Origin of the sequence: Cognatilysobacter tabacisoli (assembly GCF_003586305.1) — a bacterium.
Lineage (GTDB): Bacteria > Pseudomonadota > Gammaproteobacteria > Xanthomonadales > Xanthomonadaceae > Cognatilysobacter_A > Cognatilysobacter_A tabacisoli.
In genome coordinates this window covers 128,849-148,585 of the sequence record NZ_QXJI01000004.1, presented here as the reverse complement: position 1 = coordinate 148,585, position 19,737 = coordinate 128,849, and the positions used below count along the sequence as shown (strand labels likewise).

Sequence of the window (19,737 nt, the reverse complement as noted above, 5' to 3'; positions counted from 1 at the left end):
ATCGGCGGTCCAACGCGTGACGCACGTGCACGCAGCGGCAACGGTGGCCGGCCTAGCCTGCGCGCGTACGCACACCGACACCGCGAGGCACGCACGATGCAGGCGACGACGACCGACACGCAGTGCCCGCGGTGGCTGCCGCTGTTCACGCTCGCCGCGCTGGTGGCGCTGTCGGGCTGCCGCTCCGGCGCGCTCGACCAGCAGCCTGACCCCGGCGTCGGCACCGCGCCGTCGCTGCCGGACCCGGAGCGCAAGCTGATCCCGACCGTCGCGATCGCCCCGGCCACCGGCTGGCCGGACGGCGCGACACCGACCGCCGCCGACGGCCTGCAGGTGCGCGCGTTCGCGACCGGCCTCGACCACCCGCGCTGGCTGCACGTGCTGCCCAACGGCGACGTGCTGGTCGCCGAGAGCAACGGCCCGGCCGGCAAGAGCGGCATCCGCGGCGTGCGCGGCGCGGTGATGAAGCAGGTGATGAAGCGCGCCGGCGCCGGCGTGCCGAGCGCCGACCGCATCTCGCTGCTGCGCGACGGCAACGGCGACGGTGTGGCCGAAACGCGCACCGTGCTGCTGTCGAACCTGCACTCGCCGTTCGGAATGGCGCTGGTTGGCAACACGCTGTACGTCGCCAACGCCGATGCGCTGGTCGGCGTGCCGTACACCGCCGGCGCCACCGCGATCACCGCCGCGCCGGCCAAGCTCGTCGACCTGCCCGGCGGCGGACAGCAGCTCAACCACCACTGGACCAAGAGCCTGCTGGCGAGCCCGGACGGCCGCACGCTGTACGTCGGCGTCGGCTCGAACAGCAACGTCGGCGAGAACGGCATGGACGCCGAGGTCAACCGCGCCGCGGTGCTCGAGGTCGACATCGCCAGCGGCGCGACGCGCGTGTTCGCGTCGGGCCTGCGCAATCCCGTCGGACTCGCGTGGCGGCCGGGCAGCGACGAGCTCTGGGCCGTGGTCAACGAGCGCGACGAACTCGGCGACAACCTCGTGCCGGACTACCTGACCCACGTGGTCCGCGGTGCGTTCTACGGCTGGCCGTACAGCTACTACGGCGCGAACATCGACACGCGGGTCGAGCCGCCGCGGCCCGACCTCGTCACGCGCGCGCGCAAGCCGGACTACGCGCTCGGCAACCACGTCGCGCCGCTCGGGCTGGCGTTCAACACGTCGGCGACGCTGCCGGAACGCTGGCGCGACGGCGCGTTCGTCGGCCTGCACGGCTCGTGGAACCGCAAGCCGCGCGCGGGCTACAAGGTCGTGTTCGTGCCGTTCGCCGGCGGGCGTCCCAGCGGCGTGCCGCAGGACGTACTGACCGATTTCGTCGACGCCGAAGGCAACGCGCGCGGGCGGCCGGTCGGCGTCGCGATCGCGCGCGACGGCGCGCTGCTGGTCGCCGACGACGTCGGCAACGCGGTGTGGCGGGTGTCGGCCAGCGCGCCGACGCCGTAACCGTCAGCGCAGCAGCGCGAGCCCCGACGCCGCCAGCGCGATCGCGGCGAGCGCCAGCGCCAGCGCGGCCGTGCGCCGCGCGACCGGATCGTGCGTGCTCGCCGGCGCGGCCTCGCGGGCCGCCGGCAGCGCCGGATAGTCGGCGGGCGCGACGGGGGCCGGGCCCTCGTCGGCCGCGGTGCCGGTCTTCAGCAGCTCCATGACCCGCTCGACCTCGGCCCGACCGAAGCGGTACGGGTCGAACCGGTCGAGCCCGCGGCTGGCGAGCAGCGCCTTGATGTCGGCGTCCAGCGGCACGTACTTCATCGACCACGTCGCGAAGCTGCGCTGCTCGATCGGCTTGCGCGACAGCACCTGCAGGTCGGTGTGGCGCGGGTCGTCGAGCAGCCGCGAGTACAGCGCGTCGACCTGGTTCGCCGCGCCCTCGAGGCACTGGAAGAAGCAGCCGTCGCCGAAGTACAGCGCCCCGACCAGCCCGCGACGCGCGTTGTTGAGCCGCGACTGGGCGAGGATGCGGGTCACGCTCGGCTCGATGCCGAGCTCGGGCGGCAGCGGCTTGAACGTGCTGCGGCTGATGTAGACGATCTGGACGAGGTCGGACATGCGGGGCGTTACCGGCGACGCGCGGGATGCGCGCAGGCCATACGCCGGCAGGCGCGCCCGGGATGCACCGCGGCGCGTCGTGCCGTCAGCCGCGCGCGGCCGGCCCCATCCGCACCGTCGGCGTCAGCGCGACGGTGGTGTCGGTGTCCATCAGCTGCAGCTCGCCGTCCTGGATCATCGCGGTCACGCGCATGCCGCGGCCGAGCAGCGCCGTGGCCGCGGCCACGCCGGCCGCGTCGAGGTCGAGCACGGTGAGGTTCTTGAAGCGCGAGAGCGCGGCGGCGTTCTTGCTCCACCACACGTCGGCCGCGTTGCCGCCGTACGTCACCACGACCACCTGCTCCGCGCGGCCGGCGGCCTTCCGGATCCGCGACTCGTCGGGCTGGCCGAGCTCGATCCACTGCAGGATCTCGCCAGTGTAGTCGCGCCGCCACAGCGCCGGCTCGTCCTCGTCCGACAGGCCGCGGCCGAACTCGAGCCGGTCGTCGGCATGCAGCGCGAACGCGAGCAGCCGCACCATCAGCCGCTCGTCGGTCTCCGACGGGTGCTGGGCCAGCGTCAGGTTGTGGGTGGCGTAGTAGTGCCGGTCCATGTCGCTGACCTGCAGTTCGGCTTTGACGACGGTCGCCTTGGGCGCCATGGACGGCCTGCGGCCGCGCCGCGCTGGAAAAAGAGCGCCATTGTAGGCGGCGCGCGCGCGGGCCATGCCGCACACTGTCGCCCGCCCTCTCCGCCGGACCCCACCATGCCCGCGCTGACGCCGTTCCACCTGGCCATTCCCGTGCACGACCTCGCCGCCGCGCGCGCGTTCTACGGCGGCGTGCTCGGGTGTCCCGAGGGCCGCAGCGCCGACCGATGGATCGACTACGACCTGTTCGGCCACCAGCTGGTGTGCCACCAGGTCGACGGCCTGCGCCCCGCGGTCGCCGGCGACGACGCCCCGGCCTCGAATCCGGTCGACGGCCACGACGTGCCGGTGCCGCACTTCGGCGTCGTGCTCGAGCTGCCCGAGTGGCAGGCGCTCGCCGAGCGGCTGCGCGCGGCCGGCACCCGCTTCGTGATCGAGCCGCACGTGCGCTTCGCCGGCCAGCCCGGCGAGCAGGCCACGCTGTTCCTGCTCGACCCGTCCGGCAATGCACTCGAGTTCAAGGCGTTTGCCGACATCGCCGGGCAGCTGTTCGCGAAGTAGCGGCGTGGCAGCACGGGGCGCAACTGCGCTCCGCTGCGTTCAACCTCCGGAGCGACGCACCACCATCAGCCGGACTCGCACGCCCGGCGCATCAGCTTGCCCGTGGCCTGCGCGCCCGTTTCGCCGTACGCCAGTCCGTTGACCGCGAGGTCCCAGTGCGTCGGCGAGCGCGCACCCAGCGGCCCGAGCCGCGCCGCGCGCGCTTCCGCCTGCGCGCGCTCACGCGCGTCGAGCCGGGCGCCGACCCGCTCGATCTGTGCGTCCACCACCACGCGCGGCATGTGCCGCGGGCCATCGGCACGGCCGGCGCGAATCCGCAGCAGGATCGTCAGGGCCTCGGCCGGATCGGGCCGCAACGCCTGCGCCAGCAGCGGACGGTTGGCGTCGTCAGGCTCGGCCGCCAGCGCGCGCGCCAGCGCCACTGCGGCGTCCAGGTCGCCTGCCTCGTAAGCGCGGCGCGCCAGCTGCGGGGCGTTGCGCCGGTATTGCTGCAGCGCCGGAAGCGAATCGAGCAGCTGGTGGCGGCGGAACGGCGTGCCGGCGGCGTAATGGGTCATCGCCGTGACGCTGCCGGCTTTGGCGGCTTGCAGCCAGCGATCGAACAGCGCGGCCGGCGGCAGCGGCGCGACGCCGTCGCAGTGCGCGGTCTCGCGGATCATGCCGTCGATCGACCGCTGCATGTCGTCCGCCCTGTCGTGTATCCGCACGGCCACGCCGCCCGCCTCGGCGCGCACGTGGGCGCTGGTTTCCTGCAGCTCGAGCATCTGCTGCATCGACGCCAGCGAGTCCTCCAGCTCGTTGCAGTGCGTGTACTCGGCCGCCAGCCGGCAGGCCGCAGCGGGCTCCCCGGCGGCAGCGCGGCGCGAGAGGTCGTCGATGGTCTCCCGCAGCGGCATGTTCAGCGGCGGCAGCGCAGACGCGACCGCAGGACGGGACGCAGCGGCAGTGGATGGCGTCCCGGCACGTCGATCGGTCCGTCCGCGCGGCGCGTCGGCGGCCGCATCGCCGCGCTGCATCGGCCGGTCCAGCGCGTCGGATCGTGCCGCATCGTCCGCCGCATCTCCGCCAGGCTGGCCGACGCGGCCCAGCGACCAGCCGAGCACCAGCGCCGCGACCACGGCCGCGGCAACGGCCAGTCGGCGTACAAGCGATCCGTCGCGCATGTGCGTCCTTTCCCCGAGGGCAACGCGCGGACAGTAGCGGGCCGCCGCGGACTCGTCCACGCGATGCCGCCGGCGCTCGCGAGGCGTGCGCAGCGATCGTCGGGCAACTCCGGCAGTCGGACGCCGGACAGGGTGGCGCGATGCGCCGGCGTGAACGCTTCACGAACGTCGGCCGGTTGGCGCCCCTGAACCGGCCGCATTGGACAGCGGCTTCACCGCACGCGGAGCAGCGTGGCACATCGAGGGCGGCCGGTCGGCCGAGGGCTTCAAACGATGCGAACGTTTCCGTCCCTGTTGGCGCTGTGCGTGCTGGTGGCCGTCGCGGGGTGCCAGCGCAGCCCCCGAGACGTTGTCGTCGGCGCCGAGCGCAACGCCGCGCCGGCGGCCGACGACGCGGTTCCGCCGGCCACGGTGCCGGACGCGGCGCAGCGGGTCGCGGGCGACGCCGCCGCGCGCCACTTCGCGGCCATGGATGGCGACGGCGACGGCGCGGTCACGATCGACGAGCACGTCGAAGGCGCGGCGTCGATGTTCGCGACGATGGACGCGGACGCCGACGGTACGGTGACTGCTGCCGAGATGGACGCCGCGCAGCGCACGCTCGGCGGCGACGCGCGGCTGACCTCGGCCGACAAGATCCGCGTCGTCGACACCAACGGCGACGGCGCACTGAGCGCGACCGAGCACGCGCTGGGCTCGCGCGGCATATTCGAGGCGATGGACGCCGACGGCGACGGCCGGCTGACCGCGGGCGAGATGCGCGCCGGCCACGACCGCGCCATGTCGGCTGCCGGCGATGGCTGATGCGGGGCACCGGCGGCCGCATGTCGGCATGCGCACGCGCGCCGCGCTCACACGCAGGTCGCGCGGTGCGCCGGCGAGTGCCGGCCTAGCGCGGCAGCGGGGTGCCGAACTGGCGGTGGCGCCGCTCGAGCTCGCGTTCGGCCTCGCGCCGGTCCGCGAGCCGCAACGTGAGCACGAGGACGATCCCGAGGACCAGGGCGACCCCTAGGGTCGGGCCAAACTGCGCAAGCCAGCTCGCTGCCATCGGCGTCCGTCTCGTGTCGGGGGACCGGTCGGAGCTTAGCGTCGATCCACGTCATTGTGTGACGTAAATCACACACATGTGCCGTGGCGCCGGGCCGACGGCCCGGCAGCGAGGCGGCTCCGGAACTGCGCGGGCGGCGCACGAAGGGCGCGCCGCCCGCGCCGCATCACAGCTTCAGCGTGCCGTTCTCGACGATCGGCTTGCCGTCCAGGGTGACGGTCGACCCGGGCAGGAACATCGTCATGCCGTAGGTGATCGCGTTGCTGCCGCCGGCCCACAGGTTGCTGCCGGTGCCCACGGTGACCGCGCCGGCGGGCACCCACGTGCCGACGGTGCTGTTCGCCGGCAGGGTGACGTTCGGGTTGATGCCGAAGTCGATGAAGGCGAACTCGTTCTTGCGCGCATCGTCGACAGCGTCGTACTCGGCCTTGAGCCCGGCGAACCCCGGGCCGCTGCCGGTCATTGCGGTCGCCTTGCCGCCGGCGAACGTCAGGGTCAGGTTGTCGATCGGCTTGCCGCGGTAATAGCTGCGCGTGGAGACGACCTTGCCCTCGGCCGAGCCCGGCACCGGCGTGGTGTAGACCTCGCCGGCCGGCAGGTAGACCGCCGGCGGCGGGCCGGCCTTGAGGTCGTCGGCCGAGATGATGCCGTCGCTCGCGGCGATCGTCCGGCCCTGGATGCGCAGGCGCAGGTCGGTGCCGTTGGGATGCGTCACGTGCAGCTCGTTGCCGGCCGCCAGCGCGGCGCGGACCTGCTCGGCGCGCGCCTGCAGCTCGGTGTAGTCCAGGTTGACGCCGTCCCAGAAGATCTTCGCCAGCGCCGCTTCGTCCATCCCGTAGCGCTCGGCGCGCCACGGCGTCGGGTACAGGTCGTTGCCGACCTCGACCGTGCGCACGCGGTTCTTCATGAAGGCCTGCATCGTGGCCTCGTCGGCCTTGCCGCGCGCGGCGGTGCGCGCCGGATCCGCGCCTTCGAACAGGTCCTGGGTGGTGCCGTTGCCGAGGCTGATGTTCACGTCGATCACGTCGGCCAGCGCCATGCCGAGCGCGTCGGGCTGGCTGTCGTACTTCGCCGGCACGTCGAAGAACATGCGCTTGGCGAGCCGGTCGCTGCTGTAGGTGACGATCGGGAAGCCGCCGACCTTGCGCACGTGCACGGCGAGGTTCTCGAGCAGTTCGGCGTCGTGCGTGCGGCCGCTGATCCATACGACCTCGCCTTCCTTGACGGCGGCGCTCTGGGTGACCAGACGCTCGGCCAGCTTCTCCAGGTCGGTGGCGGGCTGCTTGGCCGCGTCCGTCGCAGCCGGCGCGGCGGCGCTGGCGTCGCTGCCGGCGGCGGGCGGCGCGGCGGCGGAGTCGGCGTCGGGGGCGGCGCGGTTGCAGCCGCCGAGCACAGTCAGAACGGCGACGGCGACGGCCGTCGCAAGCAGGTGTCGAGTCATGGCGCGATCCCCTCGCAGCCCGGGGTGGCCGCGGCAATCCGGACAACGCCCGGGCCGCCGGTGCGCGGCCACACCCGCAAGGGGGATGGCGGGGGAGCGAGCGCTGTGTCGGAGTCCGCGGTTGCGTCCGCCCCGCGCGGCCGCCCGTAGCTGTGCGGGATTCCGTCGCGGAAACGCCGATGCGCCTGGTCACGTTCGCCCTCGCTGTCGTGCTCGCCCTGTGCGGCTGCGCGGCGTTCCCGACCGCGCCGGCACGCGTGGACTTCGCCGACGGGCTCGACGCGCGCGCGGTGTTCGCGCAGTCGCTGGCCGCGCACGGCGGCGACCTGCGGCAATACGACGGCGACATCAACCTGTCGACCGACGGCCGCTGGTACCGCGCGATCCAGCGCATCCAGCCGGTGGTCACCGACGCGGCGTTCCGGGTCACCTCTCAGGAGCGCTACCGCCCGCGCGACGGCGTGTACGCGGTCGCGCACGCCGGCCCCGGGGGCCGCAAGCAGGTGCTGCGCACGCGCGACCGGCTGGCGATCCACTACAACGGCGTGCCCGAGGCGGACCCGGTGAAGCGGCGCGCCACGGCAATGACCAACGACGCGTTCCGGCTGTTCCACTTCGGCCCGACCTTCGTCGCCGAGCGCGCGACGTCGATGGTGCGCCTGCCCGACGCGCGCGAAGGCGGGCGCACGTACCGGCGCGTGCTCGCGACGCTGGCGCCCGGGTTCGGCGAGGCGGCGAGCGACGACGTGGTGCTGTGGATCGACGCCGAGACCGCCCGGCTGTTCCGCGTGCACATGACGCTCAACGGTTTCGAGACCACCCAGGGCGCGCACGTCGACACGACGTTCCTGGCCTATCGGCAGGTCGGCCCGTACCTGCTGCCGACGCGCTTCCACGAGCGCGTGCGCGGCCCGCTGCGCATCACCGCGCACGAGTGGTGGACGACCGGCATCGACCTCGACCGCGGCTGGACCGACGCCGACGTGTCCGGTCCGGCGCTGGCCGGGCGGGCCGCCGCCCCGGCGGCTGCGCTGCCGGCCGACGCGCGCTGAGCGCGGCGATGCGCGCCATTTCGCCGCAGTGCAGCGCGCCCGGCGGCGCTGCGGGGCCGCCCCGCCCTCCGGTCCCCCGGCCCGGCCCACTGGTCGGAAAAGTGTGACGTCTGTTACGGTTTGAGGCGCGGCCGGACGGGGTCGTGCCTAGGATCTGCCGATGGGACTGCTCACCGACATCCGCAAGTACCCGCGCGAGGAAGTCTTCCGCCCGGTCACCTTCCTGCCCAACGGCCAGGAAGCCATGGCGCTGGACCTGTCGCTCGGGGGCGCGCGCGTCGGCCTGCTCGACACCTGGCGGCCGACGCCGGACGCGGTGATGCCGCTGAGCTTCCTGTCCGACACCGACCACGCGATCACCCTGCGCTGCCGGGTCACGCGCGTGGAGGTCGACCACATCGGCGTGGCGTTCGAACCCGAGCAGGACGAAGACGTCCGCCGGCTGTTCCGCGAAGCGCTGCACTGACCCCGCGGCCCCGGCGACGGGGCCGCTGCGCATCGGCACCCACGGCCACCGCCGCACCAGCGCCGGTGGCGCGGCGCCTTCGAACGGCTACACGCGCGGCTACAGCAGCTTCAGCAGCGCGTGCGCGGCCGCTTCGGACGACGCCGGGTTCTGGCCGGTCACCAGCATCCCGTCGACGGCCACGTGGCTCTGCCAGTCGGCCGATCGACTGTACTGGCCGCCGTTGGCGACCAGCATGTCCTCGACCAGGAACGGCACGACGTCGGTCAGCTGGACTGCCTCTTCCTCGGTGTTGCTGAAGCCGGTGACCGCGCGGCCGTTGACCAGCGGCGCGCCGTCGCCGCCCTTCGCGTGGCGCAGCACCGCCGGCGCGTGGCACACCGCGCCGACCGGCTTGCCGAGCGCGCTGAAGCGCTCGATCAGCGCGACCGAGCGGGCGTCTTCGGCCAAGTCCCACAGCGGGCCGTGGCCGCCCGGGTAGAACAGCGCGTCGAAGTCCTCGGCGCGGACCTCGTCGAGCGTCGCGGTACTCGCCAGCGCCTGCTGCGCGGCCGGGTCGGCGGCGAACCGGCGGGTCGCGTCGGTCTGCGCGTCGGGTGCGTCGCTCACCGGGTCGATTGGCGGCTGCCCGCCCTTCGGCGAGGCCAGCGTCACCTTTGCACCGGCGTCGACAAAGGCGTAGTACGGCGCGGCGAACTCCTCCAGCCAGAAGCCGGTCTTCTTGCCGGTGTCGCCGAGCCGGTCGTGGGAGGTCAGCACCATCAGGATCCGGGACATGCGGGTCTCCATCGTTCGTGGGGGTTGCGAGTGCGGTTCGACCGCGTGGCGGGTGGGCGGCCGGCCGGGTGTCGCGCGGCCGGGCAGTGTGCGCGGGCGGGCGTTGCCGTTTCGTAACGACCGGCCAGCGGTGCAGACCGCGGCGCGCGCCGGGCCTATCCTGTGACCCGGCCAGCGAGGTGCGCACGATGGGCAGCCACTCCGAGTACGACCCCGACGACAACTTCGCGCGCGCGTTCGACCCCGAGTCCGACATCGACGAGGAGGCCGCCGTCGAGGCGCTGGCGTGGCAGCTGCTGCTGCTGGTCAATCCCGGCGACGAGGACGCCGCGCTGCAGCAGTTTGCCGCGTGCCGCGAGGCGCTGGCCGGCGACGAGGACCCGGTCGACGCGCTGCGCCGGGCGATCGACTGGAAGGCCGGCTTCGACATCGACGAAGGCGATCCGGAGGGGCTGGTCGACGCGCTCGACGAGCTCGCCGCGCGCTTCAACCTGCGCATCGACTGGGGGCTCGACGACGACGACGCGCTGGCCGACGCCGAGGTGCCGACGCTGATCAACGTGGCCTTCGACCGGCTGCGCGAGCACCACTACACGCTGTGGACCTGGGAAACCGGCGACGGCCGCCACGCCGGGTGGATCACCCACCAGCGCGACGACGAGGCGCTGCCGATCGTCGCCGGCGCGCTGGGCTTCCACGTCCGGCCCGGCGCCGGCTGACCGCGCGCCGGACCGGAGCCCGCCGATGCTGCAGCGCATCCGCTACGTGCGCTCCGACGACGGCGTCAGCATCGCCTGGGCCGAGGCCGGCCGCGGGCTGCCGCTGGTCAAGGCGGCCAACTGGCTGACCCACCTCGAATACGACTGGGAAAGCCCGGTGTGGCGGCACTGGACGCGGTTCTTCGCGCGCCACTTCCACTACGTCCGCCACGACGAGCGCGGCTGCGGCCTCAGCGACCGCGCGGTCGGCGACCTGTCGTTCCCGCGCTGGGTCGACGACCTCGAGCGCGTTATCGACGCCGCCCGCCTCGACCGCCGCTTCGCGCTGATCGGCATCAGCCAGGGCGCCGCGGCCGCGGTGGCGTACGCGGTGCGCCACCCCGAACGCGTCTCGCACCTGGTGCTGTACGGCGGCTACGTGGTCGGCGCGCACCGGCGCGGCCAGCCGGACGCGGAGGCGCAGTTCCGCGCGATCACCGAGGTCATGCGCGTCGGCTGGGGCCAGGCCAACCCGCAGTTCCGCCAGCTGTTCACCTCGCGCTTCGTGCCGGACGCCACGCCGGCGCAGCTGGAGTGGTTCAACGAGCTGTGCATCCGCACCACCACCCCGGAGATCGGCGCGGCGCTGATGGGCGCGCGCGGCGAGGTCGACGCGCGCGAGCTGCTCGCGCAGGTGCGGGTGCCGACGCTGGTCGTGCACTGCGCCGGCGACCAGGTGGTGCCGGTCGCCGAGGGCCAGCGGCTCGCGCGCGGCATCCCCGGCGCGAGCTTCGTGCAGCTGGAATCGCGCAACCACGTGCTGCTCGAGCACGAACCGGCGTGGCAGCAGTTCCAGCAGGTGCTGCTCGACTTCACCGGGCAGGCGCGGGCGCAGGCCGACGACGGCGGCGCCGCGCTCGCGACCCCGCGCGAACGCGCCGCGCTGGCGCTGCTGTGCGAAGGCGCCAGCAACGCCGAGATCGCCGCCCGGCTCGGCATCGCCGAGAAGACCGTCCGCAACCACCTGTCGAACCTCTACGACAAGCTCGGCGTGCACAGCCGCGCGGCGGCGATCGCCTACGCCCACCAGCACGGGCTGTCGCCGCGCGGCGACTGACGCCGGAGCGTACCGGCCGGGACCAATGTCCCGGGTGTCACCCGGCCAGCGGGAGCAATCGGGACAGCTTTCCCATGGGCGCCGGCGGCGCCGCGGCCGAGGATGCGTCACGCGCCACCGTCGCGGTCGCCGCCGACGCGGCCCGACCCCGCCGGGCCGGCGCGCACTCCCCGTCGAGGTGCCCCATGCACGCCCAGTCCCACCCCCATCCCGCGCACGCGCTGCGCCCGCTCGCCATCGCGTACGGCGCGCTGTGCTACGCGGCGTTCCTCGCGACGTTCCTGTACGCCGTCGGCTTCGTGATGGGCCTGGTCGTGCCCAAGCACATCGACAGCGGGCCGGCCGCGCCGCTCGCGACCGCGCTGGCGGTCGACCTCGCGCTGCTCGGCCTGTTCGCGGTGCAGCACAGCGGCATGGCGCGGCCCGGCTTCAAACGCTGGTGGACGCGGTTCGTGCCGGCGCCGGTCGAGCGCAGCACCTACGTCCTGCTGTCGAGCGTGGCGCTGATCGTGCTGTTCCGCTTCTGGCAGCCGCTGCCGCAGCCGCTGTGGCACGTCGAAGGCGACGTCGCGCGGGTCGCGCTGCACGGCGTGGCGGCGCTGGGCTGGCTGCTGGTGCTGACCGGCACGTTCCTGATCAACCACTTCGAGCTGTTCGGCCTGCGCCAGGTGTGGCGGCTCGGACAGGGGCACCCGTCGCGCGACGAGCCGTTCGTGGTGCGCGCGGCGTACCGCGTGGTCCGCCACCCGATCATGCTCGGCTTCCTGATCGCGTTCTGGGCGACGCCGACGATGAGCGTCGGCCACCTGCTGTTCGCGCTGGCGACCACCGCGTACATCGTCATCGCGGTGAAGTTCCTCGAAGAGCGCGACCTCGTTGCGACGTTCGGCGACACCTACCGCGACTACCAGCGGCAGGTGCCGATGCTGCTGCCGCGCTGGCGGGCGCGGGCGCGGACCGACTGATCCGGGGCGGCGCGCGCCGGCCATGTCGGCACGACCACCTCGCGGCGACGCGGGCCTGCGATGATCGGGCTCCCGACCGGAGCCCCCCATGCAGCCGACGCCACGCCTCCTCATTGATCGCCTCCATCGTTCCGCCGCGCGCGCACTTGCGCCCGTCCTGCTGCTGGCGGCCGCCGTGCTCGCCGGCGGCTGCGCGACCGGCCGCGCGGTGCAGCCGCTGGTCGCCGAGCAGCCGGTCCGCTTCGAAGGCCGCGTCGTCAGCGTCGACCTCTCGCCGTGGACGTACGACGGCAACGGCGTCGTCGTCGTCGACACCGCCGCCCACGGCACCGTGAAGGTGCAGTTCCCCGCGCGATGGAACCTGTGCCAGGCGCCGGCCCCGCAGGGACTGGACGCGCTGAAGCCCGGCGACCGCGTCAGCGTCGTGGCCACCGCCAGCGCGGCCGACGAGGCCGTCGTCTGCGCCGACGCCCGCCACGGCCTGACGCCGCTGGGCTGACGCCATCCCCTGTCCGGGTCGTGCGCGCAGCCGGCCGTCGCCGCGCGCGCGCCGCGTTGCACCCGTCAGCGGCTGTCGCGTTGCGGGAGCGCTCCGGTGCCGAACGACCAGGCCATCGCCCAGGTGCATGCGCTGCTCGAGCGCGGCGCCGTGCGCGACGCGCTGATCTACCTCAATGGCCTCAGCGGCCACCGCTTCACCTCGCTGTACCGGTTCGACGACGACACCCTGCGCAGCGTCGAGTTCTACGACCGCGAACACCCCGACCAGCCGCGCCCCGACGACATCCCGATCGCCGCGTCGTACTGCGTGTTCGTGCGCGATAGCCACGGGGTGTTCCACACGCCCGACGCGCTGCTCGACGCACGCCTGCACGACCACCCCAAGCGCGCCACGGTGCGCGCGTACTGCGGCGTGCCGCTGGTCGACCACGCCGGTCGCGCCTACGGCAGCGTGTGCCATTTCGACGTCGCGCCGGTGCCGACCAGCGAAGACGACATCGCGCTGCTGCAGGTGCTCGCGTTCGAGCTGCAGGCGCTGTACGGCCTGTGATGCCCGCGCCCGCGCAGGGCGAATGCGAACGCTGGCCGGACGCTGAACCGCGGTCGGCGCGGGCCGCGCGGCGCGCCGCGCTTCACCCCCCGTAGACAAGCCCGAACGGGAGAATCCCCGCCACATTGATTTGGGGGAGATACCGACATGCTCGACACGGCCGGATGCGGAATGGTGCTGCTGGTGGAGGACAACCGCGGGATCGCCGAGAGCGTCGGCGCCTATCTCGAGGACCGCGGCTTCGAGGTCGACTACGCCAGCGACGGCCAGTCCGCGCTGCGACTGACCGAAGAGAACACGTACGACGCGATCGTGCTCGACGTGCAGCTGCCGCGCCTCAACGGCATCGAGGTCTGCCGCCACCTGCGCCAGACCCGCGTGCAGACGCCGGTGCTGATGCTGACCGCGCGCGACACGCTCGAGGACAAGCTCACCGGCCTGGACGCCGGCGCCGACGACTACCTGGTCAAGCCGTTCGCGACGCAGGAGCTCGACGCGCGGCTGCGCAACATCATCCGCCGCGCGCGCAACGAGGTGGCCCGCCCGGTGATGCAGGTCGGCGACCTGCGCTTCGACCCGGTCTCCCAGCAGGCGACGCGCGGCACCCGCACGCTCGAGCTGTCGCCGATCGGCCGGCGGCTGCTGGCGATCCTGATGCGCGAGTCGCCGCGGGTGGTCAGCCGCCGCGAGATCGAGCAGGAGATCTGGGGCGACGACCTGCCCGACTCCGACACGCTGCGCAGCCACCTGTACAACCTGCGTCGCGCCATCGACCGCGGCTTCGACAAGACCCTGCTGCACACCGTCATGTCGATGGGCTATCGCCTGTCCGAGTAAGCCGGCGCGCTACCGGTCGCGCAGCGCGCGCCACGCCGCGCGCTGCGCGGCGTCCAGGAAGCTCCACGCCAGGAACCGGCTGCGCTTGTTGCCCTGGCCCATCGCGACCTCGTGCACTTCGATCGCGCCGACTGCCTGCAGGCGGCGGCGCAGCGGCGGCAAGGACTGAGCCTTCGACACCAGGCTGGTGAACCAGCGCACCTGCGCGCCACGCGACGCGCTCTCGTCGATCATCCGGCCGACGAACGCCGCCTCGCCGCCGGGGCACCACAGCTCGTTCGACTGCCCGCCGAAGTTCAGCGCGGGCGCGCGCGTGGAGGCGTCGCGGCCAAGGTTGCGCCACTTGCGCTCGGTGCCCTCGGCCGCCGCGCGCGCCGACGCGTGGAACGGCGGGTTGCACAGCGTCAGGTCGAAGCGCTCGTCGGCGTGCAGCACGCCGGCGAACACCGCATCGCGGCGCGGCTGGTGGCGCAGCTCGATCGCAGCGGCCAGTCCGTTGGCGCGCACGATCGCGTCGGCCACGCGCAGCGCCGCCGCATCGATGTCGGTGCCGACGAAGCGCCAGCCGTATTCGCGGTGCCCGACCAGCGGGTAGATCGCGTTCGCGCCGACGCCGACGTCGAGCACGCGCACGGCGGCGCCGCGCGGCGCGACGCCGCCGTTCGACGCGGCGAGCAGGTCGGCCAGCGCGTGCACGTAGTCGGCGCGCCCCGGCACCGGCGGGCACAGGTAGCCCGGCGGCAGGTCCCAGTGGGCGATGCCGTAGTCGGCGGCGAGCAGCGCGCGGTTCAGCGCGCGCACCGCGTCGGGATCGCCGAAATCGATCGTTGCGTCGCCGTCGGGCGCGGGGCGCACGAAGCGCGCCAGCGCCGGCAGCGCCGCCGTCAGCCGCGCGAAGTCGTAGCGGCCGGTGTGCCGGTTGCGCGGGTGCAGCGTCGGCGCCGCGGGGCGGGCGGCCGGCGCACGCGGCGCGGGCGCTTTCGGTGGAGGCGGCATCGGCGGCGGGCGCTGCGTCGCGCGTCGCGACGGGGCGCCAGTATCGACGACGCGCTACTTCGCCGGTTTGAGTTCGATCACCAGCGTGCGCGACGGGGAAGCCCCGTCGTTGCGGGTGTCGTGCACGGTTGCAGCGTTCCACTGGACCTCGCCGGCCTTCACCTGCCGGACGGCATGCGTGCCGTCGGCGTGCGTCTGGCGACCGGTCGCGTCGGCGAGGAAGTAGACCAGGTGCTCGCCGTGCGAATGCACGCCGGTGCTCGCGCCGGGCGGCAGCTCGAGCTCGATGACGCGGACCCGCTCGTTGTCGAGCAGCACCTGGGCCTGCTTGCCGGCGGTGGTGGCGAGGTCCTGGGCGCAGAGCGGACCGGGCACCACGGCGACCAGCGCGACCGCGGACGCGGCCGGGAAACGGACCATCGGACACCTCCTCGCGCCGGTGCCGCGAGGGCGGCGGCCGGCGGCCATGGGCCGGCGCCCCGATGGCGCCGTCGACGCCATGGTTCACCCGCGCGCGCGGCGAGCCATCCCCGCGACGGGGGACGCCGTCCGTGGCCGGTTCCGACCCGGTTTCCTCTGCCGCTGGCGCGCCCCCAGGCGCCCTTCGTCGCGGCAAGGTGTGACCAACACCTCAATTTCGCGTGCGCGTGCGTATTGTGCGCGGATGACTCCCGTCCAGACCCGTCGGCTCACCCAGGAAATGGCCGACACGTATCAGCGTGCGCTGACCGGAGGAATGTTCTACGCCGCGTCGTGGCTGCTGGTCGGGATCTACGGGGACGCGTTCACCCGCTCCCCGGTCGCGAGCTGGGCGCTGCTGATAGCGTTCATCGGCCTGGCGAGCTGGCGCTTCGTCCACCGCCCGCTGCCCGACGGCAGCGACGGTCCGGCGATCGCGCGCTGGCTGCAGCTGCACTGGGGCATCGTGCTGGCGACCACCGCGCTGTGGGGCGGACTGTTCTTCTGGACGACGTGGGAACCGGCGTTCGGCGCCGCGCAGACCACCGCGCTGCTGTTCACCCTCGGCTTGGCCACCGCGATCGCGCACGCCTTCAGCATGCGCCGCGCGTTCGCGTTCGCCGGCGTCGGCCTGCTGGTCACCCCCGGGCTGGTGCTGATGTGGCTGCTGCCCCAGCACCGCGCCAACGGGCTGATGATGGTGATCTACCTGGTCTACGTGGCGATCTCGCTGCTGCGCGCATACGCCGAGTACCAGCAGCGGCTCGACCTCGACCAGGAGCTGCGCAACCAGCGCGACCTGTTCTCGCGGCAGAGCCGCATCGACCCGCTGACCGAACTGGCCAACCGCCGCCAGTTCAACGACGCGCTCGCCGCGGCGACGCGCCAAGCCGGCGCCACCGGCGAGCCGCTGGCGCTGCTGCTGCTGGACATCGACCACTTCAAGCGGATCAACGACAGCCACGGCCACGTCGTCGGCGACGCCTGCCTGCAGGTGCTCGCCGGGCGGCTGAAGAACACCTTCCACGACGATGGCGCCCTGGCCGCGCGGGTCGGCGGCGAGGAGTTCGCGGTGGTGCTGGCCGGCCACGACCTGGCCGCGGCCTTCCGCCGCGCCGAGCATTTCCGCATCGACCTGGCCGGCCATCCGGTCGCGCTCGAGAACCGCACGCTGACGCTGACGGCGAGCATCGGCATCGCCGAGTTCGACCCGGCCGTCCACGCCGACGACGACGCGCTGTACCACGCGGCCGACGCGGCCGTGTACCGGGCCAAGGCCGCCGGCCGCAACCGCGTCTGCCTCGACCAGCCGCTCGACGATACGGTCGCCACGACCCCGTTGGCCTGACGTCGGCACGGCGGGCCGCGGCATCCGCGCCGCGGTGCATGCCGGCGCCGGGCGCCCACCCTGCCATCAGTCATAGACCAATTGGTCTAGACAAAGCGGTCTAGTCGGTCCAGCATCGGCGCTGTCGCCTGCCGCCCGTGCCCAACCGATGACCAAGCCGACCCCCGCGCCGAAACCGACAGCCGCCGAACTCGACCTGCTGCGCACGCTGTGGCCGCTCGGCGCGGCGACGGTCAAGCAGGTCCACGAGGCGGTGCAGAAGGAACGCCCGGAAACCACCTACGCGACCGTGCTGCGGCTGATGCAGGTGATGCACGGCAAGGGCTTACTGCAGCGCGACGAGAGCCAGCGCTCGCACGTCTACGCGCCGGCGCAGGCGCAGGACTCGCTGCGCACGCGGCTGCTGAAGGACCTGATCCACAAGGCGTTCGCCGGCTCCGGCAAGGAGCTGGTGATGGCCGCGCTGCGCGGCCACGTCAGCGCGAAGGAGCGCGAGGAGATCCAGCGCCTGCTCAATGAGGACAAGCGATGAATCCCGACGCCGTGGGCATCGCCGCGCTGCCCGGGTTCGACGCCGCGGTGCGCGCGCTCGGCTGGACCCTGCTGCACTTCGTCTGGCAGGGCGCCGTGGTCGGCGCGCTGGCCGCCGCGTCCTTGGCGCTGCTGCGCAACGCCCGGCCGCAGGCGCGCTACGCGGTGGCGTGCGCGGCGCTGGCGCTGTGCGTGGCGTGGCCGGCGTGGCAGTTCGCGCACGAGCTGTCGCTGGCCCGCGCCGGCGCGGCGCCGCTGCTGCCGCCGGACCAGGCGGGCGCGGCCGCGGCACGGCTGTCGCCGGTGCTGCCCACGCTGTCCGGCTCCCGGCCGGACCTGCAGGACCGGCTGCCGTGGATCGTCGGGCTCTGGTCGTTAGGCGCCTCGCTGCTGGTCCTGCGGCTGTTCGCCGGGCTGGCATGGGTCGGCCGGCTCGGCCGCGCGACGCCGGCCGACACCGCCTGGCAGCAGCGGCTCGACGGCCTGGCCCGGCGCATCGGCCTGGATCGCGCGGTGACGTTGCGGATCGGCGACGACGGCGACGGCCCGCTGGCCGCCGGATGGTGGCGTCCGATCGTGGTGGTGCCGGCCGCGCTGCTGGCCCGCCTGCCGACCGACCTGGTCGAGGCGCTGCTCGCGCATGAGCTCGCGCACATCCGGCGCCACGACTACCTGGTCAACCTCGTCCAGCACGCGGTCGAAGCGCTGCTGTTCTACCACCCGGTGGTCTGGTGGCTGTCGCGCGCGATCCGCGTCGAACGCGAACAGATCGCCGACGACCTCGCGGCCGGCGCGCTCGCTGACCCGCGCCGCTTGGCGCGTGCGCTGCACGAACTCGACCGTTTTCGCGCCAACACCCCGGGCCCGCTCGCGGCCCACCCCGCCCCCGCGGCACAAGGAGGACACCTCATGTCACGCATCCAGCGCCTGCTCCGCCCCGCCCCCACGCCGTTGAACTGGCGCTTCGCCGTGCCGCTGCTCGGGGCGTGCGCAGTCTGCGTCGTCGCCTATGCGCAGACCCGGCCGCAGCCCGCCGCGCCGTCGGCGGCGATCAACATGCGCACCGCGCCGCTGGCGATCACCGCCACCACCGCGTCGGTGACGACCACGACCACCGCCACCGGCAGCGCGGTGTCCAGCCGCGACGACGGCGGCTACGCGGTCGTGCGCGCCGGCCGGGACGGCCTGCACACGGTCGGCAGCGACGCCGATCGCGCCGAAGTGGAGCGCTGGCGCAGCCGCGAGAAGGGCGACTTCGTGTGGGCGCGCCGCGGCGACCGGCGCTACCTGATCCGCGACCCCGCCGTGCTCGCGCGCATCGACGCGGCCTGGCAGCCGATCGAGCCGCTGCACCAGCAGATGCGCGCGTTCGAACAGCGCATGGCGCCGCACGAGGCGCAGATGGAATCGCTCGCCCGGCGCATGGAGGCGCTGGCCGCCAGCCACGAGCCGGACACCGGGCGGCTCGAGGCACTGCACGGGCAGATCGAGGCGCTCGGCGAGGAGCAGGCCGAGCTCGGCGAGCAGATGGAGCAGGCCGCGCGGACCATGGCCGGCGCCCGCGACGGCGGCAGCGAGGCCGACGTGCAGGCCTACCAGCGCCAGGTCGCCGCGCTACAGGCGCAGATGCTGGCGAAGCAGGAGGCAATGCGGCCGCTGATGGCGCAGGTGCAGCAGCACAGCAACCGGATGGTGGCGACCGCCGAGCCGATGGCCGCACTGGGCCGCGAGATGGAAGCCGCGTCTAAGCCGATGCAGGCGCTCGGCGAGCAGGCCGGCGCGCTCGGCGCGCGGCTGGGCGAGATGAGTCGCGAGGCCGACGAGAAGTCGCGCGCGCTGATCGACGAAGCAATCGCCAGCGGCAAGGCCGAAGCGCTGCAATGAGCACAGGGCGCAACCGGAGGGCGCCGCCGTCCGGTCGCGCCCGCCGCCGCCCGATCGCGCCGCTCAGTCGCGCGATTCGACCTGGTCGCGGTACGCGCCGTAGCCGGCCGCGTCCATCTCCTCCAGCGGCACGAAGCGCAGCGCCGCCGAGTTGATGCAGTAGCGCAGGCCGCCGCGGTCGCGCGGGCCGTCGGTGAACACGTGGCCGAGGTGGCTGTCGCCGTGCGCCGAGCGCACCTCGGTGCGGATCATGCCGTGCGAGGTGTCGCGCAGCTCGGCCACGTGCGCCGGTTCGATCGGCTTGGTGAAGCTCGGCCAGCCGCAGCCGGAATCGAACTTCGCCGACGATGCGAACAGCGGTTCGCCGGACACGATGTCGACGTAGATGCCCGGCGCCTTGTTGTCGAGGTATTCGCCGGTGCCCGGGCGCTCGGTCGCACCCTCCTGCGTGACCCGGTACTGCTCCGGGGTCAGCCGCGCGATCGCTTCGGGGGTCTTGCGGTACTCGCTCATGGGGGCTCCTGGCATCGGACCGCGGGCGCCGCGGCAGCGTTCAAGATGGGGCCGGCCCCGGCCAGTCCAATGGCGCGGGGCCGGCGTGACGGCGATCGCGACAAGCGCGAACGGCGCCCGAACCGTTCGCGCGCACTCAAGGCC

The 19,737-nt window shown here is 73.6% G+C and carries 23 protein-coding genes; 14 read left to right on the top strand and 9 right to left on the bottom strand.

The features are described from left to right. The first annotated feature begins 96 nt into the window (after positions 1-96). Positions 97-1,455 carry a PQQ-dependent sugar dehydrogenase gene (locus D3A60_RS13150; RefSeq protein WP_119719228.1) on the top strand — a complete coding sequence of 453 codons (1,359 nt, stop codon included), beginning with the start codon at positions 97-99 and terminating at the stop codon, positions 1,453-1,455. A 3-nt stretch (positions 1,456-1,458) separates the two neighbouring features. Here the strand turns inward: D3A60_RS13150 and D3A60_RS13145 are convergent, their stop codons facing one another. Further along, positions 1,459-2,058 (bottom strand): BLUF domain-containing protein, encoded by a 600-nt coding sequence (locus tag D3A60_RS13145; RefSeq protein ID WP_119719227.1) that lies wholly within the window; start codon positions 2,056-2,058, stop codon positions 1,459-1,461. Positions 2,059-2,143: 85 nt separating this feature from the next. Continuing rightward, positions 2,144-2,698, bottom strand: a complete 555-nt coding sequence (locus tag D3A60_RS13140) for a YaeQ family protein (RefSeq protein WP_119719226.1) — start codon at positions 2,696-2,698, stop codon at positions 2,144-2,146. A 105-nt stretch (positions 2,699-2,803) separates the two neighbouring features. Between D3A60_RS13140 and D3A60_RS13135 the strand changes: the two genes are divergently transcribed. After that, a complete protein-coding gene (locus D3A60_RS13135) occupies positions 2,804-3,247 on the top strand; it encodes a VOC family protein (RefSeq protein WP_119719225.1) in 444 nt (147 codons plus the stop codon). A 65-nt stretch (positions 3,248-3,312) separates the two neighbouring features. Here D3A60_RS13135 and D3A60_RS13130 read toward each other — a convergent pair whose 3' ends face one another. Next, positions 3,313-4,410 carry a hypothetical protein gene (locus D3A60_RS13130; protein WP_157981489.1) on the bottom strand — a complete coding sequence of 366 codons (1,098 nt, stop codon included), beginning with the start codon at positions 4,408-4,410 and terminating at the stop codon, positions 3,313-3,315. Between the two features lie 273 nt (positions 4,411-4,683). Between D3A60_RS13130 and D3A60_RS13125 the strand changes: the two genes are divergently transcribed. Continuing rightward, entirely contained in the window at positions 4,684-5,214 is a 531-nt protein-coding gene (locus D3A60_RS13125; protein ID WP_119719223.1) for an EF-hand domain-containing protein, read from the top strand. Positions 5,215-5,299: 85 nt separating this feature from the next. Here D3A60_RS13125 and D3A60_RS14590 read toward each other — a convergent pair whose 3' ends face one another. Continuing rightward, entirely contained in the window at positions 5,300-5,458 is a 159-nt protein-coding gene (locus D3A60_RS14590) for a hypothetical protein (RefSeq protein ID WP_157981488.1), read from the bottom strand. 166 nt (positions 5,459-5,624) lie between these two features. After that, positions 5,625-6,899 carry an aminopeptidase gene (locus tag D3A60_RS13120; RefSeq protein ID WP_119719222.1) on the bottom strand — a complete coding sequence of 425 codons (1,275 nt, stop codon included), beginning with the start codon at positions 6,897-6,899 and terminating at the stop codon, positions 5,625-5,627. Positions 6,900-7,078: 179 nt separating this feature from the next. On the opposite strand from D3A60_RS13120, the gene D3A60_RS13115 reads away from it, so the two are divergent. Continuing rightward, complete coding sequence (locus D3A60_RS13115) at positions 7,079-7,951, top strand: hypothetical protein (protein WP_196778748.1); 873 nt, start codon at positions 7,079-7,081, stop codon at positions 7,949-7,951. Positions 7,952-8,111: 160 nt separating this feature from the next. Then, positions 8,112-8,417 carry a PilZ domain-containing protein gene (locus tag D3A60_RS13110; RefSeq protein WP_119719221.1) on the top strand — a complete coding sequence of 102 codons (306 nt, stop codon included), beginning with the start codon at positions 8,112-8,114 and terminating at the stop codon, positions 8,415-8,417. A 99-nt stretch (positions 8,418-8,516) separates the two neighbouring features. On the opposite strand, the gene D3A60_RS13105 is transcribed toward D3A60_RS13110, so the two are convergent. Next, complete coding sequence (locus tag D3A60_RS13105; protein ID WP_119719220.1) at positions 8,517-9,194, bottom strand: type 1 glutamine amidotransferase domain-containing protein; 678 nt, start codon at positions 9,192-9,194, stop codon at positions 8,517-8,519. Positions 9,195-9,382: 188 nt separating this feature from the next. Between D3A60_RS13105 and D3A60_RS14585 the strand changes: the two genes are divergently transcribed. The 6 genes from D3A60_RS14585 (at position 9,383) to D3A60_RS13075 (ending at position 13,862) form a co-directional block, all read left to right on the top strand. Then, positions 9,383-9,913, top strand: a complete 531-nt coding sequence (locus D3A60_RS14585; protein WP_157981487.1) for a DUF6630 family protein — start codon at positions 9,383-9,385, stop codon at positions 9,911-9,913. Positions 9,914-9,938: 25 nt separating this feature from the next. After that, positions 9,939-11,009 carry an alpha/beta fold hydrolase gene (locus D3A60_RS13095; RefSeq protein WP_119719219.1) on the top strand — a complete coding sequence of 357 codons (1,071 nt, stop codon included), beginning with the start codon at positions 9,939-9,941 and terminating at the stop codon, positions 11,007-11,009. Between the two features lie 185 nt (positions 11,010-11,194). Beyond that, positions 11,195-11,974 (top strand): methanethiol S-methyltransferase, encoded by a 780-nt coding sequence (gene mddA, locus D3A60_RS13090; protein WP_119719405.1) that lies wholly within the window; start codon positions 11,195-11,197, stop codon positions 11,972-11,974. A gap of 88 nt (positions 11,975-12,062) precedes the next feature. Continuing rightward, complete coding sequence (locus tag D3A60_RS13085) at positions 12,063-12,473, top strand: hypothetical protein (RefSeq protein ID WP_119719218.1); 411 nt, start codon at positions 12,063-12,065, stop codon at positions 12,471-12,473. 96 nt (positions 12,474-12,569) lie between these two features. Continuing rightward, a complete protein-coding gene (locus D3A60_RS13080; RefSeq protein ID WP_157981486.1) occupies positions 12,570-13,025 on the top strand; it encodes a GAF domain-containing protein in 456 nt (151 codons plus the stop codon). Positions 13,026-13,172: 147 nt separating this feature from the next. Beyond that, positions 13,173-13,862, top strand: a complete 690-nt coding sequence (locus tag D3A60_RS13075; protein ID WP_269203668.1) for a response regulator transcription factor — start codon at positions 13,173-13,175, stop codon at positions 13,860-13,862. Positions 13,863-13,871: 9 nt separating this feature from the next. On the opposite strand, the gene rlmF is transcribed toward D3A60_RS13075, so the two are convergent. Together rlmF and D3A60_RS14580 are read right to left on the bottom strand one after the other, a co-directional pair. Next, complete coding sequence (rlmF, locus tag D3A60_RS13070; RefSeq protein ID WP_119719216.1) at positions 13,872-14,858, bottom strand: 23S rRNA (adenine(1618)-N(6))-methyltransferase RlmF; 987 nt, start codon at positions 14,856-14,858, stop codon at positions 13,872-13,874. A gap of 54 nt (positions 14,859-14,912) precedes the next feature. Beyond that, positions 14,913-15,278, bottom strand: a complete 366-nt coding sequence (locus D3A60_RS14580; protein WP_157981485.1) for a cupin domain-containing protein — start codon at positions 15,276-15,278, stop codon at positions 14,913-14,915. A gap of 244 nt (positions 15,279-15,522) precedes the next feature. Here D3A60_RS14580 and D3A60_RS13060 point away from each other — a divergent pair, with 244 nt between their 5' ends. From D3A60_RS13060 to D3A60_RS13050, 3 genes are all read left to right on the top strand, one after another. Continuing rightward, positions 15,523-16,665 (top strand): GGDEF domain-containing protein, encoded by a 1,143-nt coding sequence (locus tag D3A60_RS13060; protein WP_157981484.1) that lies wholly within the window; start codon positions 15,523-15,525, stop codon positions 16,663-16,665. 148 nt (positions 16,666-16,813) lie between these two features. Continuing rightward, positions 16,814-17,197: a BlaI/MecI/CopY family transcriptional regulator gene (locus tag D3A60_RS13055; protein ID WP_119719213.1), complete on the top strand. Its 384-nt coding sequence runs from the start codon at positions 16,814-16,816 to the stop codon at positions 17,195-17,197. After that, the gene (locus D3A60_RS13050) at positions 17,194-19,080 is read left to right on the top strand and encodes a M56 family metallopeptidase (RefSeq protein ID WP_119719212.1); all 1,887 of its coding nucleotides are present in this window, start codon (positions 17,194-17,196) and stop codon (positions 19,078-19,080) included. The genes D3A60_RS13055 and D3A60_RS13050 overlap by 4 nt, the downstream gene beginning before the upstream one ends. A gap of 63 nt (positions 19,081-19,143) precedes the next feature. Here D3A60_RS13050 and msrB read toward each other — a convergent pair whose 3' ends face one another. Continuing rightward, positions 19,144-19,593 carry a peptide-methionine (R)-S-oxide reductase MsrB gene (gene msrB, locus D3A60_RS13045; protein ID WP_119719211.1) on the bottom strand — a complete coding sequence of 150 codons (450 nt, stop codon included), beginning with the start codon at positions 19,591-19,593 and terminating at the stop codon, positions 19,144-19,146. Positions 19,594-19,737 lie beyond the last annotated feature (144 nt).

Coding starts and splice junctions, on each gene's coding strand:
- D3A60_RS13150 (WP_119719228.1), top strand. CDS start 97: ATGCAGGCGACGACGACCGACACGCAGTGCCCGCGGTGGCTGCCGCTG.
- D3A60_RS13145 (WP_119719227.1), bottom strand. CDS start 2,058: ATGTCCGACCTCGTCCAGATCGTCTACATCAGCCGCAGCACGTTCAAG.
- D3A60_RS13140 (WP_119719226.1), bottom strand. CDS start 2,698: ATGGCGCCCAAGGCGACCGTCGTCAAAGCCGAACTGCAGGTCAGCGAC.
- D3A60_RS13135 (WP_119719225.1), top strand. CDS start 2,804: ATGCCCGCGCTGACGCCGTTCCACCTGGCCATTCCCGTGCACGACCTC.
- D3A60_RS13130 (WP_157981489.1), bottom strand. CDS start 4,410: ATGCGCGACGGATCGCTTGTACGCCGACTGGCCGTTGCCGCGGCCGTG.
- D3A60_RS13125 (WP_119719223.1), top strand. CDS start 4,684: ATGCGAACGTTTCCGTCCCTGTTGGCGCTGTGCGTGCTGGTGGCCGTC.
- D3A60_RS14590 (WP_157981488.1), bottom strand. CDS start 5,458: ATGGCAGCGAGCTGGCTTGCGCAGTTTGGCCCGACCCTAGGGGTCGCC.
- D3A60_RS13120 (WP_119719222.1), bottom strand. CDS start 6,899: ATGACTCGACACCTGCTTGCGACGGCCGTCGCCGTCGCCGTTCTGACT.
- D3A60_RS13115 (WP_196778748.1), top strand. CDS start 7,079: ATGCGCCTGGTCACGTTCGCCCTCGCTGTCGTGCTCGCCCTGTGCGGC.
- D3A60_RS13110 (WP_119719221.1), top strand. CDS start 8,112: ATGGGACTGCTCACCGACATCCGCAAGTACCCGCGCGAGGAAGTCTTC.
- D3A60_RS13105 (WP_119719220.1), bottom strand. CDS start 9,194: ATGTCCCGGATCCTGATGGTGCTGACCTCCCACGACCGGCTCGGCGAC.
- D3A60_RS14585 (WP_157981487.1), top strand. CDS start 9,383: ATGGGCAGCCACTCCGAGTACGACCCCGACGACAACTTCGCGCGCGCG.
- D3A60_RS13095 (WP_119719219.1), top strand. CDS start 9,939: ATGCTGCAGCGCATCCGCTACGTGCGCTCCGACGACGGCGTCAGCATC.
- mddA (WP_119719405.1), top strand. CDS start 11,195: ATGCACGCCCAGTCCCACCCCCATCCCGCGCACGCGCTGCGCCCGCTC.
- D3A60_RS13085 (WP_119719218.1), top strand. CDS start 12,063: ATGCAGCCGACGCCACGCCTCCTCATTGATCGCCTCCATCGTTCCGCC.
- D3A60_RS13075 (WP_269203668.1), top strand. CDS start 13,173: ATGCTCGACACGGCCGGATGCGGAATGGTGCTGCTGGTGGAGGACAAC.
- rlmF (WP_119719216.1), bottom strand. CDS start 14,858: ATGCCGCCTCCACCGAAAGCGCCCGCGCCGCGTGCGCCGGCCGCCCGC.
- D3A60_RS14580 (WP_157981485.1), bottom strand. CDS start 15,278: ATGGTCCGTTTCCCGGCCGCGTCCGCGGTCGCGCTGGTCGCCGTGGTG.
- D3A60_RS13060 (WP_157981484.1), top strand. CDS start 15,523: ATGACTCCCGTCCAGACCCGTCGGCTCACCCAGGAAATGGCCGACACG.
- D3A60_RS13055 (WP_119719213.1), top strand. CDS start 16,814: ATGACCAAGCCGACCCCCGCGCCGAAACCGACAGCCGCCGAACTCGAC.
- D3A60_RS13050 (WP_119719212.1), top strand. CDS start 17,194: ATGAATCCCGACGCCGTGGGCATCGCCGCGCTGCCCGGGTTCGACGCC.
- msrB (WP_119719211.1), bottom strand. CDS start 19,593: ATGAGCGAGTACCGCAAGACCCCCGAAGCGATCGCGCGGCTGACCCCG.